Here is a 13,027-nt window from a genome sequence, read left to right as displayed (position 1 = left end):
TTCGCGCATCCCCCATTTCCAATTAAAGGAGTGCAAAAAACGATGACCGACAGCCGCAACGCCCTGACCGACTTCGACCTGTGCCTGGCGCTCGCTCAGACGAGCCTCGACAGCCAGCTCGGCTACGCCTGGAAAGCCTGGAAAAGACGGCGCCAGCTCGACGAGACGCTGAAGTTGTATCCGCTCAAGAAGGACGGCACCCCGTCGCCGTACGGCCTGACGGCGACGCTGGCCCCGCTGCGCGTCGACTTGAACGTGCCGGACGCCAAGCTGGCGCAGGTGAAAGTGACGCTGACGCTGCAGAGCGGCACCGTCACCTATTACGATGAGGACAACGACGAGGCCGCCGTGGCGCCGATCGACAACTGGAGCGTGTCCTTCCTCACCGACCTGGACAAAAAGCCGGTCGATCTCGAAGCGCTGCGCGCGATCGACCCGGCCGGCGCCCAGACGGCGCAGAACTTGATCGGCTCGGCCATGCAGCAGGCCGGCTTGCCGGATGACGTGTTCTCCATCGAGTATCTGTTCCTGGAGCTGACGAACGCGAACCTGCTGATGGCCGACAACCACGACGTGAACATCCCGCCGGACGTGCCGCAAGCGGCGCGCGTGAAGGCGCTGTCGCTGCTCGGCGGCCTGCTGCAGTCGGGCGATTCGGACGACTTCCTGCTCGGTACGGTCGTGCGCCGCAACGCGGGCCAGCAGCAGCTTCCGACATTCGCGCTGACCGACTTCGTATTCGACGTGCATGCAGTGCCGGAAGCGCCCGCCGCGAGCACGCTCAGCTACCTGGGCGCGCTCGCCGGCCGTCCGCTGCCGGCCGACCGGGACGGCGCGCGCGTCGCGCTCCAGGACCGCTGGATCGATCCCGCGATGCTGGACGGCTCCAAGGGGCTCGTCTCCGGACTGCTCGCGATCCGCAAGGAAGTATTCGTGGACAACTACCTCATGCCCCAGTTCGCCAAGGCGCTCGGCGGCCTGCAGCCGCAGGCGGACGGCTTGAACCGACGCTTCCAACGCGAGGAGAGCCAGTCGAACCGCAGCCGCGACATCATCGACCACATCATCGACCTGACCAAAGGCTTCGAGCTGAACGTGGCGATCCGTCCGGGAAGCGCGTCGATGGACGTCACCGGCCGCGTCTACTGCTCCTTCATCTACAGAGAGCACACGCTCGGCCCTGCCGGCATGGAGACGGCCAAGCTCGACGCGGCTGGAGAAGCCCCGATCACGGGCAGCGTCGCCCTGTCGACGCCGGGAGGCACGAGCGCGTTCCGCCTCGATCCGCAGTTCGACTATTCGTTCGGCGATTTCCATACGACCCGAAACGAAGCGAGCGGCTTCGGCAAGGTCGAGGAGGCGTTCTCGGAAATACCGAAGCTGCTCGGCATTACGGGCGGCACGCTGCTGGAAATCATGACCCGCTCCGCCAGCGACATCGTCGGGGAGCTGGAAAGCGGCCTCCGGCAGGCATTCTCGAAGCTTGAGCTCGACCTGTCGCAGCACAGCTTCGTACCGCCCGGCGGAGGCGCGTTCGCCTTCCAGAACTTCCGGTTCTCCGGCGAGACGGGCGACCTGCTGCTGGACGCGATCTACAAGGCGCCTTGAGGCGCGACCTAGAAGGGAGAGGGATGGATATGGCAGACAAGCAGCCCCGCGTGGAGGCGTTCTCGGCGAAGGACGCCTCGGGCGCGGACTGGAGCTTCACGGTCAGCTCGGATATCATCGACCACTATGAGCAGGCGCGCGTATTCGGACCGGAGGCGCTGGCCGATCCGGCGGAGGTCGGGCGGTACCAGCGGCGGGTTCTTTCGCTGCCGGATCATCGCGGCGGCGCCGTGCTGCCGATGCTGCTGAGCATCGGCACGGACGGCGAGCTGTTCCTGGCGCGGCGCGACCTCGAGTCGCCGGACGGCTGGCAAAGCGTCGAGCTGACGCCGGGCCGCACCGGGAGCGGAGCGCCGCGGGTGCAGGCGATCGGCGCGGCCTGGACGGAGGACGACCGGATCGCGCTGACAGTCGCGACGGAGGAGCCTGGCGGTACGGGCGCGAGCCGGATCTGGACGGCATTCGGCCTGAGCAGCGCCGCCACCGCCTGGGAGACGCTCGCCTGGACCGACGGCGGGACGAGGGAAGGGCGGCGCGTCGAGGCGATCCGCGTGCTGGACGAGGGCGACGGCAGCTGGACGGCTGTGCTGGCGGGACACGGCGGAGCGGGCGACCTGCTCTATCTGCTCCGGAGCGGCGGAGCGGCGAGCTTCGCCGACGCGCTCGTGTTCAATCCGGCGACGACGCTGGATGAAATCTATGACTTCGAGGCGGGGGTGCACCCGACCTACGGACCGGGCTTGTACGTGCTCGGCACGGGCAGCGGCACCGACTCGCTGGCGTTCCGTCCGTTTCCCGACTATGACGACTCCGGTCATGCGGCGACCGTGCCGCCCGTCGTGCCGCTGCCTTGCCCGGCGGGAGCCCGCCTGCTGGAGACCGGACTGACCGGAACGGACGGCACCGACCTGTACGTCGGCGGCAGCGGCGTCAGCCTGCTCACGGCGGACGAGCAGGACAACGCCGAGCAGGCTGCCGTCACGGCCGTCGTCGCCCCCGAGGCCGCGCCGGCGCTGGCTGATCTGTGCCTGGCCGACCGTCCCTCCGCAGGCGGCAAGGCGACGAGCGTCTGGTGCCTCCTTCAGGACGGAGGCCTGCTGACGGCCGCCCAGGACGCAGGCGGCGGCTGGCTGGCGCCGCTGCTCGTGCGGACCGGCGTGCTGGAAATGGCTCCGGCGATGGGCGACGGCAGCCTGCGCTCCTCCGTGCTGGCGGTGTACGCCGGCGGCGGAGCGGGACTGATCGCCCAGGCGGCGGACGGCCGCAGCTGGCAGGAAACGGAGCTGCGCGTGCAGGACCCGGCCGCGATGATCGCCTCTGCCTGCTACGCCGTCACGCTGCGCGTCGTCGAGCCTTCGACGGGCGAGCCGCGTCCGGGCGTCGCCGTGCAGGTCGAGGCGTCCGCCCCGACGAACATCCTGCTCGGCAGCCGGCCGGCGTTCATCGGACCGGGAGCGTCGGCGCAGGCCGTCACCGGCCTGGATGGCGGCATCGCTCTGTACAGCCGCGTCCAGTCGCTTGCACCGCCGTCCTACCGGCTGACGGTCGACGGGCTGGACGGCCATCTTGACCTGCAGCCGGCGGCGGCCGCGCTGGAGCGGTTCGCCGGCCTGACCGGAGCGGAGCTGCGCTCGGCGACGGTGGCGATGCCCGGCGGCGAGCAGCCGCTGCTGCCGGATGCCTGGCGCTCCGGATCGGGCGCGGATCAGGCCGACGCCGTCGCCGACGCGCTGCGCCAAGGCGCGCAGCTCGCCGCCGGTCCGAGCGGCAGCTCCTGGACGATCCGGCGCAGCGCGGCCGGAGACCCGTACCGCTCGGCGATCGCCGCCTCGTCCGTGCCGGACGGCTACCGCTGGGGCATCGTCGCCGACGGCCGCGGCGGCGTGCGGGCCGCGGACGACAGCGTCATCGGCCGCCTCGTGCAGGCGGCGGAGAGCGCGGAGAGCTTTTTCGTCCAGCTCGGCCATACGGTGGCGGACTTTTTCGAGGGACTGGCGCATCGGGCCGAGGAAGCGTGGACGTTCGTGCTGCACAAGGCGGAGGACGCGCTGCACTTCGTCTGCGAGCTCGGCGGCAAGATCAAGCGGTTCGCGCTGAGCTGCCTCGAGGAGGCGGCGGGCTTCTTCCGCTGGCTGTGGCAGCAGGTGGAGACGGGGCTCGACAAGGTATGGCAGTTCCTCAAGTTCCTGTTCAGCTGGGAAGACGTGCTGATCGTCCGCGACGCCATGAAGGAGGCGGTCGACGACGCGCTCGGCTATGTGCGCAGCCGGGTCGCCGCGCTCAAGCCGACTGTGGAGAGCGGATTCCGCTCGGCGATGCTGGCGCTTGACAGCTGGCGGCCGGAGGGGGGAGCGGCGTTCCAGCCCAGCCCGCCGGCACCGGGCGAGAGCCTCCAGGACAAGCTGGAGGGGGCCGCATCGCCGGTGCGCGAGTTCATCGACGCCATCACCGGCAACAGCGTCGTCAGCTGGGTGCGCCGCAAGCTCGACGACGCGGTCGGCGAGATCGTGCACATCGACGGACCCGATCCGGCGGCAGAGATGATCCAGGCGCTGGAGACGTTCATCGAAGGGCTGGTGTCCGACGAGGCGCAGGCGCTGATCGACACCTGGAGCCGGGTCGAGGCGGACCTGTCGGCGCTGTTCGGCGGCAAGCTGCCGGGACGGTCGGGCCTGTCGCTGGAGACGTTCCGCGATGCGGCGGCGGCCGTGGCGGCCGATGCGGCGGAGGGGCTGCTCGAAGGGCTGCAAGCTCTCGTGCTGCGCTCGCTCGACCTGATGGACGCGCTGATGGGGGCGCTGCGCGACGCCTTGTTCGCCCAAGTCCGGTTCCCGTTCGTGGAAAAGCTCGTCGAGCTCGTCGCGCCGGGCACGCATGTCGATGCCTCCTTCTCGCTGATCGACGGCATGCTGCTGCTGCTCTCCGTGCCGGCGACGATCGGCTACAAGCTGATCGTCGGCGAAGCGCCGCTCGCAAAAGGCGAGGTCGTGCCGCTTGCCTTCGGCAACGTCACGGCGCAGTCCGGCTTCTCGGCGCTGAACCGGTTCAGCTGGATCGGCGGGCTGATCGGAGCCTTCCTCAAGGCGGGAGCCGCGGCCTATGCCTGGGCCCAGCAGGCGAGCGACGATGCCAAGCCGTCCAAGCCCGCGATGTTTTTCGGCGTAGCGGTCCAAGGCATCGGCACGGCGGTCGAGGCGATGAGCCGGCGCACGAACCGCGGGGACGCGGTGGAGGCGATCGACGACACGAACCTCGCGATCTCCTCGTTCATGTCGGCCAAGGCGCTCGTGCCGGCGCTCGCTTCGCTGACGGACAAGTACAGCGATCTCGAGTCGGCCGCATTCCAAAAGCTCGCGAAGGCGAATGCGGCCCTCGATCTCGTCTGCACGGGGGTCCGCACCGTGCTGCGCACGGCGGCCTTCGGCATCCTGATCGACGAGGAGCGCAAGTCGGAAAATCCGGCCGTACGCGGCATGCAGACCGCGGAGTCGTTGCTGTGGGTCGACAATTTCTTCGACTATACCGGCTCGATGCTGGCCTCGGCGGCGGTGCTCGACGACGAGCCGGAGACGAAGACGATCCTGCTCGGCATCAGCACGGCGGAAAAGGCCGCCGCGATGCTGGTGGACATCGGATACGTGATCGCGGTCCAAAGGAACGATCAGCCGGCTTTTTGAGGAAGACATCGGAAGAGCGACGGGGCGGAGGACGGGAGAGGAGCGGACTAGAGGGCCGTATCGGGCTGGACGACGACACGAAGCGGAGCGGAGCCGGCGAAACGAAGCGATTAGGCGATACGAAGCGGAGCCGGTTGAAACAAACAAGTCGTCTGAAGCAACGAGTTTGTCTGAAGGAACGAGTGTGTCTGAAGGAACGAGTTTGTCTAAAGAACGAGTTTGTCTGAAGGAACGAGTTTGTCTGAAGGAACGAGTTTGTCTGAAGGAACGAGTTTGTCTGAAGCAACGAAGCCGTTTGAAGCAACGAGTTTGTCTGAAGCAACGAAGCCGTTTGAAGGAACGAGACCGTTTGAAGCAACGAAGCCATCTCACGAAACGAAGCGGAGCCATTCCGCTTCGTTTTTGCTTTCATGGAAGCTTTGTTTTCAAGGCAAAGGAGTCGGGCAGCAGGGGAGTGAGAAGAAGAGGGGCGGTGAGAGACAATGGGAGTGGTGGCTGTAGCAAAAGTTAGGTTGGCATGAGCTCGACGAGCCGGCATGGCGTCGGTGCCTGGGCTGCGAGCGCTAACGAAACTCACGAACGCTATTCGTCTCAAAAGGGCACGATTGAAAATGTAACGAAACGGAGGAGCGCTATTGGAGGCTGAAACGCCAATTTTGCGGCTAATCCGGCACAATAGCGATCGTGAGTTTCGTTAGAACATATGGAAGGCTGTTTTTAGCCGAATAGCGTCTCTGAGTTTCGTTAGAGTTGCTTCATCGGCAGATGGGAGCTTTAGGCAGCGAAGGTTGCGAGGGAAGATGGGAAGATTCAGTCGATCAAACCTCATTACCCAAAGAAGGAAACCGCCGTTCCCATGGACCCGATGAAGATGAAGATAACCGACAGGGTTTTTAAATATAGGATGTACGAGTCGGATGGCTCGGTTCCGTCGTCTGTCGTCCATCCAATTGTGAATTTCCATGTTTTTTCTGGATAAAACCAAGTTGTGATGCCAAAGCCAATCAGCATTAATCCCAAAAAAACCATTGAATTCGCCCCTTTCGCGGCAAGTAAATCCCCCATCTCTGTCTGAAGGCCGAACGCTCTCCGATTGAAGTTCATGTCCTCAAAGCAACAGCGGCCAACGCGCCCCGTCTTCGCCATCGGGAACGGAGGCGGCACCGCTCAACAGCAGAACGAGCTGCTCGTCCACGTTGATGCCGGGGTAGCGGCTGCAGACGGCCGCCAGCCGGCCGGCCGCGAAGGCTGCGGCGCCGCTTGTATGCCCCGGCGGATGCGCAGGCGCGAACAAGGTCGTGCCGCCGCAGGCCGATGCGGACGGCACTCGCTGGCTGTTCGGCTCTAGCAGCCAACGGCCAGACGAAGCCGTCTCGCTTGGAGCGGAATCCCCCTTGCTTAGAATCGACGCTGCCTCGCTTAAAGCCGAAGCATCCTTGTTTAAAGCCGAAGCATCCTTGCTTGAAGCCGGAGCTCCCTCGCTTAGCCCCGAAGCTGCCTCTCTCGTAGCAGCAGCTCTCTCGCTTGGCCCCGACGCCGCCTTGCTCAGAATCGAATCCGCCTCGCTCCTAGCAGCAGCTCCCTCGCTTGGCCCCGACGCCGCCTTGCTCAGAATCGAATCCGCCTCGCTCCTAGCAGCAGCTCCCTCGCTTAGCCCCGAAGCTGCTTCCCTCGGAGCCAAAGCTCCCTCGCTCAGAGCCGAAGCCTCACCGTCCGCCGACGCAATCCGTTCCGTCTTGTCTCGGCTTGCTCCATCTCCCTCGCGCTGCCGCCCTTCCTCCGGCACGAAAACGGCCGCCCCGACGCTTACCGCGTCCGGACAGCTGGCCGGCCAGCACATCCCCCAGCGGCGCTGCTGCCGCGCGGCGGCATAGAAGTTGCCGGCCGCAGCGACGAAGGCGACGCCTCGCCGGCGCAGCTCGCGAATCCGCTCCGCCGCCGCCGGCTCGCCGTCCGGCTCGTCCGGCAGCAGATGCCGGCCGTCGCCGAAGGCGGCGCAGACGACCGCCGGTCCCTCCGGCAGCTCGCGGAGGATGCGCTCCAGCGCGTCGGCGACCCGGCTCCGCTCCCAGAGCGCGCCGCGCCGATCGAGCAGCCGGATCGGCACCAGCCGGACCGTTGCCGTTCGGCACGCTGCGAGCAGCGTGCGCGCGACGGCCGTGCCGTGACCATGCGGGTCGGAGCTGTCGTCCGGGGAGCCGTGCCGGCTCAGGTTGAAGCCGGGCTGGAGGCGGACATGAGGGAACTCGTCCGCCAAGCTCGGGTCGACGCCGGTATCCAAGACATATGCGGTTACTGTTTCAGGCATGGAGACGATCCACCTTTCCGTTGCCAGCCCATTTCGCTGCCGGGGCTTCCTTTTCCTGCCGCCGGTCGGCGCCGGGGGAAACCTACCCCCAATCCAGGCAGCGGACAAGCATCGCATATCCATGCGGCAGCCGAATACCCGCAAACCCAGGAGGCCATCCTACAAAAAAAGGGCGAAGGAAGGACATTTTTTTCTTGACCAATATAGGGGGAGGGGGTATATTGGAGTCAAAGCTAACCTATTTGGAGGCGAAACAAGATGGCTCGATCCGAAGCAACCGCCGCCCCGTCGGGCGAACATAAATCCGTTCTTCAGGTAACCGGCATGACTTGCGCCGCCTGCGCGACGCGCATCGAGAAGGGGCTGGCCAAAATAGACGGCGTCTCGGCGGCCAGCGTCAATTTCGCGACGGAGCAGGCGAGCGTCGTCTACGATCCGGGCAAGGTCGACCGAGTCGCGTTGGAGGACAAAGTGAAAAAGCTGGGCTACGGCACGGCGAACGATACCGTTCAGCTGCGGCTGGAAGGAATGACTTGCGCCGCTTGCGCCGCCCGCATCGAAAAAGGCCTCTCCCGCATGCCGGGCGTCGCCTCGGCGACGGTGAACTTCGCGATGGAGACAGCTCGCGTCGAATACGCTCCAGGCGAGGTCAGCCTGGGCGACATGCAGCAGAAAGTGGCGAAGCTCGGCTACAAGGCGCTGCCGATCGAGCAGGAGGCCGGGGGAGCGGAAGCCCGCAAGCGCAAGGAGAGGAAAAGTCAGGCGCTGCGCCTCGCCGCCTCGGCGCTGCTCTCGCTGCCGCTGCTGTACACGATGGCGGCGCATTTCGCCTTCTTGTCGTGGCTGCCGGTTCCGGCGCTGCTCATGAATCCATGGCTGCAGCTTGCCCTGGCTACGCCGGTGCAATTCGTAATCGGGGCGCCTTTTTACCGGGGCGCGTTCAACGCGCTGCGCAGCGGCGGGGCGAACATGGATGTGCTCATCGCGCTCGGCACGTCGGCCGCATACTTCTACAGCCTGTATCTGACGATCGAGTGGCAGCTGGCGGGCAGCGGCGCGCATCACGGCGGACCGTCGCTCTACTATGAGACGAGCGCCGTGCTCATCACGCTCGTCGTGACCGGCAAGCTGCTCGAGGCGCTGGCCAAGGGCCGCACCTCCGAGGCGATCAAGTCGCTCATGGGCCTGCAGGCGAAGACGGCTACCGTGCTGCGGGACGGCCGGGACATCGCGGTGCCGCTCGAAGAAGTGCAGGTCGGCGATCTCGTCCGCGTCCGGCCCGGCGACAAGATTCCCGTGGACGGTCTCGTCGAGGACGGCAGCAGCAGCGTCGACGAGTCGATGCTGACGGGGGAAAGCCTGCCCGTCTCCAAGCAAGCCGGCGATGCGGTCACCGGCGCCACGATGAACAAGAACGGGGCGCTGCTCGTCCGCTCGACGCGGGCCGCAGGCGACTCCACGCTGGCGCAGATCGTCCGCATCGTCGAGCAGGCGCAAGGGTCCAAGGCGCCGATCCAGCGCGTCGCCGACCGCATTTCCGGCATCTTCGTGCCGATCGTCGTCGCGGCCGCGCTTGCGGCGGGACTGGTCTGGTACTTCCTGATCGCTCCGGGCGATTTTGCCCATGCGCTGGAGATCGCGATCGCCGTCCTGGTCATCGCCTGCCCGTGCGCGCTCGGCCTGGCGACTCCCACCTCGATCATGGCGGGATCAGGCCGCGCCGCGGAGCTCGGCATCCTGTTCAAGGGCGGAGAGCATCTGGAGCAGACGCATAAAGCCGATACGATCGTGCTCGACAAGACCGGCACGGTCACCGAGGGCAAGCCGGTGCTGACCGATGTCCTGCCGGCCATCGAGCGCGGCGAGCTGCTGCGCCTGACCGGAGCGGCGGAGCTCGCCTCCGAGCATCCGCTGGCCGAGGCGATCGTCGCCGGCATACGCCGCGACTTGCCGGAGCTGCCGGAGCCGACGTCCTTCGAAGCGATTCCGGGCTACGGCATCCAGGCCGACGTCGAAGGTCGCCGCGTGCTCGTCGGCACCCGGCGCCTCATGGAGCGGGAAGCGGTGGACGCCGCTGCCGCCTATCCCCAGATGGAGGCGTTGGAGCGGGAAGGCAAAACGGCGATGCTCGTCGCGGTCGACGGCCGCTACGCGGGTCTGATCGCCGTCGCCGACACGATCAAGCCGAGCTCGGCCGAAGCCGTGGCGAAGCTGAAGGAGATGGGCCTGCGCGTCATCCTGCTGACGGGCGACAACCGCCGCACCGCCGAGGCGATCGCCGCCCAGGCAGGCATCGGCGAAGTGCTCGCCGAGGTGCTGCCGGAGGGCAAGGCGGACGAGGTAAGCCGCCTGCAGCGCGAAGGCCGCGTCGTGGCGATGGTCGGCGACGGCATCAACGACGCGCCTGCGCTCGCCACGGCCGACATCGGCATGGCGGTCGGCACCGGCTCGGACGTCGCGCTGGAAGCGGCCGACGTGACGCTCATGCGCGGCGACCTGCGCAGCATCCCCGAGGCGATCCGCATGAGCCGCAAGACGATGGCCAACATTCGCCAGAACCTGTTCTGGGCGCTCGGCTACAACTCGCTCGGCATCCCGATCGCGGCCGCCGGCCTGCTGGAGCCATGGGTCGCCGGCGCGGCGATGGCGCTCAGCTCCGTCTCGGTCGTGCTGAACGCGCTGCGCCTGCAGCGCGTCCAGGCGGGATGAGCTGCCGGCCTGCCCGATCCGATCCATTTTGTCCCCGCCGGTCTAGCCTTCCGACACGGACTCGCCGAACTTCTGCAGCAGCCGGCTGAACTGCTCGACGTCCTGCGCCGTCCAGCCTGCCAGCAGCTCGCCGATGCGCTCGGTCCGCATCTGCTTGTTCTTCTCCAGCTCCTGGCGTCCGAGCTCGGTCAGCTCCAGCGTGTACGCCCGGCGGTCGCTTTCCACCGGCATGCGCGCAAGATAGCCTTTCTTCTCGAGCGCGGCCGTCTGACGGCTGATCGTGGAGCTGTCCAGCCGGAATTCCTCGGCGAGCGTCTTGACCGACGCCCAGCCGCTTCCGGCGATATGGTCGAGCAGCAGATAGGCCGCCCGATCCAGGCTGTCGCCGCTCTTGCGGTAAGTCGTCTCCGAGATGAGCCGCCGAATCAGGTGGGACAGCTCCATTTCGATCGTTTCGACTGCGTGGTGGTCCATCGTCTCTCCTCCTGACGGGGAGGCGGCGCCGCCCTCCTGAAAGCGGGCGTCATTCGCCGTCTCCTTGACCTGTCGGCAGGCATACCCTGCATTGACAGGTTTCGATATAGTTGTATAATACAATTATATAGATGCATGATGCAACCACATGCAGGAGGACGGTTCGAGAGCCCGGGGGGTGCAGGGGATGAAGGCGCATGAGATCATGATCCGCCAGGTCCACAAGGTCAAGGAGACGGATACGCTGAGGGACGTCATCGAGAAGTTCATCAAGTACAGGATCAGCGGCTTGCCGGTCGTCAACGAACGCAACGAGATCGTCGGCTATATCAGCGACGGCGACATCATGCGCTACATCGGCCACCGGGAGGACTTCGTCCTCGATGCGTTCTACTTCTCCGCCGTGATGAGCATGAACGAAGGCGAGTACGACGACCGCACGCGCCGTCTGCTTGGACGCAACGTCATGGAGCTGTCGCGCAAGAAGGTCGTGGCGGTCAGCCAGGACGAGGACGTCGCGCATATCGCGGGCCTGCTCGGCCGCAAGCAGATCAAGAAGGTGCCCGTGCACCGCGGGGGCGTGCTCGTCGGCATCATCAGCCGCGGAGATGTCATCCGGCACTCCTTCGGCAGTTATCTGACCGAGGAACGTTGAAAAAGGTGGAAGGAAAACCGGCTCGGCCGGCAATCCTTCCACCTTTTTTGCGTTGCAGCCGCTCGGGGCGAACCGGCAAGGCTCCGCTCCCTGGCGAGGGAGCGAGGCCATGCTTGCCTGCCGATCGGCTAGGATTTGAGAGCGGCGTCGATCGCGTTCAGCAGCTCGCCGTCCATGTTCTGCCCGTACTCCCAGAACATGATGCCGGCCAGGCTGTTCGCCTTGAGATACTTGACCTTCTCCGTCAGCGACTGCGTATCGTCATAGGTCAGGAAGCCGCCGCTGCTGTTCGTCAAATAAGGAGCCTTGGCCGTGTCGTCCCATTGGCGCGTCCAGCCGTTCTTGTTGATATAGCTCGCCTTCAGCTGGTCGTACGTGTAGTCGGCCGTGCCGTGGGAGTAGAAAGCTCCTCCGATGACCAGCTTGGACGTCGGCAGCCCCTTGCTCTTGAGCAGCTTGACCGCGCTGTCGACGCTGTAGTTCGCGCGGGAGGAATTGTAAAGGGCGGTATGATGCGTGCCCGAGCCGGCCTGCATGTCGTAGGTCATGACGTTCAGGAAGTCGAACGACGGGTGCACGGCAGCGATGTCGATGTTGCCGAGCCCGTAGTCCGAAGCGCCTACGGCGGCGGTCAGCTGATACTTGTTGGCGCCCCGGCCGTCCGCCGCGCTGCCGGCGTCCAGCACGGAACGGAGCTTCTGAATGAACAGCGTATAATTCTGCTTGTCGCTTGCGGTCGGATATTCCCAGTCGATATCGATGCCGTCCAGCTTGTTGGCGCGGATGTACGAGAGGGCGCTGTTGGCGAAGGCCGTCCGGTTGGCGTCGGTGGAAGCGGCGCTGGCGAAGCCCTGCGAGCGGTCCCAGCCCCCGACGGAGACGAGCACCTTCAGGTTCGGATTTTTGCTCCGGAGCGTCGTCAGCTGAGCGAGCTTGGAGGCGTCTCCTCCGCTCACGCCGTTATTGACCGCATCAGCGAAGGCGTAGAACACATGCGTCAGCTTCTGGGCCGGCACCGTGCTCACATTGGGAAAATGCCAGTCGGCAACGTAAGCGCCGGTAATCTTGCCGCTCGGAACGCCGGGCGTCGGAGTCGGCGTCGGCGTGGACGAGCAGGCGCCGAGCGATTTCCAGGCGCCCCATTGGCCGGCCTGGTCCGGACGTTCGTTCGTCGTCCACCACTTGGCCTCGTACAGCGTGCTGGCGTACACGGCCTTCTGGCCGGCCGTGTAGACGGCGGAGGCCGACCAGGCGGCGACGCCGGTACAGGCATCCGCCGCATTGGCGGTCCGTACGGCGAACGAGCCCGGCAGAATCGAGACGATCAGGAACGCGGCGAGCAGCAGCGCGCGCAGCGCCGTGAAGCGGGGCTTGTTGAAGCGGGAAGTTGCGGACATGAGAGTCCTCCTTTTTGGATGAGAGATGAAGGCAAGAAGACGGCTTCGGCGGCTGGCCTCCTTTCGATCGGAAGGTGCCATTATTATCCTATTAAATACATACTGCAAAAAGGATATTTTCACAGAGTCGGAGGGGGAAATATCCATTTCTTCCTCTAGGTAGGAAGAACGAGAGGGAAATCGACGCGATTCGATGATA

8 protein-coding genes are annotated in these 13,027 nt (G+C 65.7%); 4 read left to right on the top strand and 4 right to left on the bottom strand.

Translation table 11 applies throughout. The annotated features are described in order from the left end of the window. Positions 1-42: 42 nt before the first annotated feature. Both HGI30_RS14745 and HGI30_RS14740 read left to right on the top strand, forming a co-directional pair. Positions 43-1,608 (top strand): hypothetical protein, encoded by a 1,566-nt coding sequence (locus HGI30_RS14745; RefSeq protein ID WP_168908249.1) that lies wholly within the window; start codon positions 43-45, stop codon positions 1,606-1,608. A gap of 29 nt (positions 1,609-1,637) precedes the next feature. Continuing rightward, positions 1,638-5,285: a hypothetical protein gene (locus HGI30_RS14740; RefSeq protein WP_168908248.1), complete on the top strand. Its 3,648-nt coding sequence runs from the start codon at positions 1,638-1,640 to the stop codon at positions 5,283-5,285. A gap of 828 nt (positions 5,286-6,113) precedes the next feature. Here HGI30_RS14740 and HGI30_RS23640 read toward each other — a convergent pair. Next, complete coding sequence (locus HGI30_RS23640) at positions 6,114-6,314, bottom strand: DUF6199 family natural product biosynthesis protein (RefSeq protein ID WP_407945043.1); 201 nt, start codon at positions 6,312-6,314, stop codon at positions 6,114-6,116. Between the two features lie 79 nt (positions 6,315-6,393). Next, a complete protein-coding gene (locus HGI30_RS14735) occupies positions 6,394-7,593 on the bottom strand; it encodes a S8 family serine peptidase (protein ID WP_168908247.1) in 1,200 nt (399 codons plus the stop codon). Positions 7,594-7,851: 258 nt separating this feature from the next. Here HGI30_RS14735 and HGI30_RS14730 point away from each other — a divergent pair, with 258 nt between their 5' ends. Next, positions 7,852-10,302 (top strand): heavy metal translocating P-type ATPase, encoded by a 2,451-nt coding sequence (locus tag HGI30_RS14730; RefSeq protein WP_168908246.1) that lies wholly within the window; start codon positions 7,852-7,854, stop codon positions 10,300-10,302. A gap of 42 nt (positions 10,303-10,344) precedes the next feature. Here HGI30_RS14730 and HGI30_RS14725 read toward each other — a convergent pair whose 3' ends face one another. Then, complete coding sequence (locus HGI30_RS14725; protein WP_168908245.1) at positions 10,345-10,776, bottom strand: MarR family winged helix-turn-helix transcriptional regulator; 432 nt, start codon at positions 10,774-10,776, stop codon at positions 10,345-10,347. A 187-nt stretch (positions 10,777-10,963) separates the two neighbouring features. Between HGI30_RS14725 and HGI30_RS14720 the strand changes: the two genes are divergently transcribed. After that, positions 10,964-11,431, top strand: coding sequence for a CBS domain-containing protein (locus HGI30_RS14720; protein ID WP_168908244.1), 468 nt, complete (start codon positions 10,964-10,966; stop codon positions 11,429-11,431). Between the two features lie 128 nt (positions 11,432-11,559). On the opposite strand, the gene HGI30_RS14715 is transcribed toward HGI30_RS14720, so the two are convergent. Further along, positions 11,560-12,828 carry a glycosyl hydrolase family 18 protein gene (locus tag HGI30_RS14715; protein ID WP_168908243.1) on the bottom strand — a complete coding sequence of 423 codons (1,269 nt, stop codon included), beginning with the start codon at positions 12,826-12,828 and terminating at the stop codon, positions 11,560-11,562. Positions 12,829-13,027: the final 199 nt, after the last annotated feature.

It is taken from the genome of Paenibacillus albicereus (genome assembly GCF_012676905.1).
GTDB classification, from domain to species: Bacteria; Bacillota; Bacilli; order Paenibacillales; family Paenibacillaceae; genus Paenibacillus_O; species Paenibacillus_O albicereus.
This window is presented reverse-complemented; position numbering and strand designations above follow the sequence as displayed.

What these genes read in the sequence shown, in the direction of transcription:
- HGI30_RS14740 (WP_168908248.1), top strand. Translation starts at nt 1,638, where the DNA reads ATGGCAGACAAGCAGCCCCGCGTGGAGGCGTTCTCGGCGAAGGACGCC.
- HGI30_RS14745 (WP_168908249.1), top strand. Translation starts at nt 43, where the DNA reads ATGACCGACAGCCGCAACGCCCTGACCGACTTCGACCTGTGCCTGGCG.
- HGI30_RS14730 (WP_168908246.1), top strand. Translation starts at nt 7,852, where the DNA reads ATGGCTCGATCCGAAGCAACCGCCGCCCCGTCGGGCGAACATAAATCC.
- HGI30_RS14720 (WP_168908244.1), top strand. Translation starts at nt 10,964, where the DNA reads ATGAAGGCGCATGAGATCATGATCCGCCAGGTCCACAAGGTCAAGGAG.
- HGI30_RS14735 (WP_168908247.1), bottom strand. Translation starts at nt 7,593, where the DNA reads ATGCCTGAAACAGTAACCGCATATGTCTTGGATACCGGCGTCGACCCG.
- HGI30_RS14725 (WP_168908245.1), bottom strand. Translation starts at nt 10,776, where the DNA reads ATGGACCACCACGCAGTCGAAACGATCGAAATGGAGCTGTCCCACCTG.
- HGI30_RS14715 (WP_168908243.1), bottom strand. Translation starts at nt 12,828, where the DNA reads ATGTCCGCAACTTCCCGCTTCAACAAGCCCCGCTTCACGGCGCTGCGC.
- HGI30_RS23640 (WP_407945043.1), bottom strand. Translation starts at nt 6,314, where the DNA reads ATGGTTTTTTTGGGATTAATGCTGATTGGCTTTGGCATCACAACTTGG.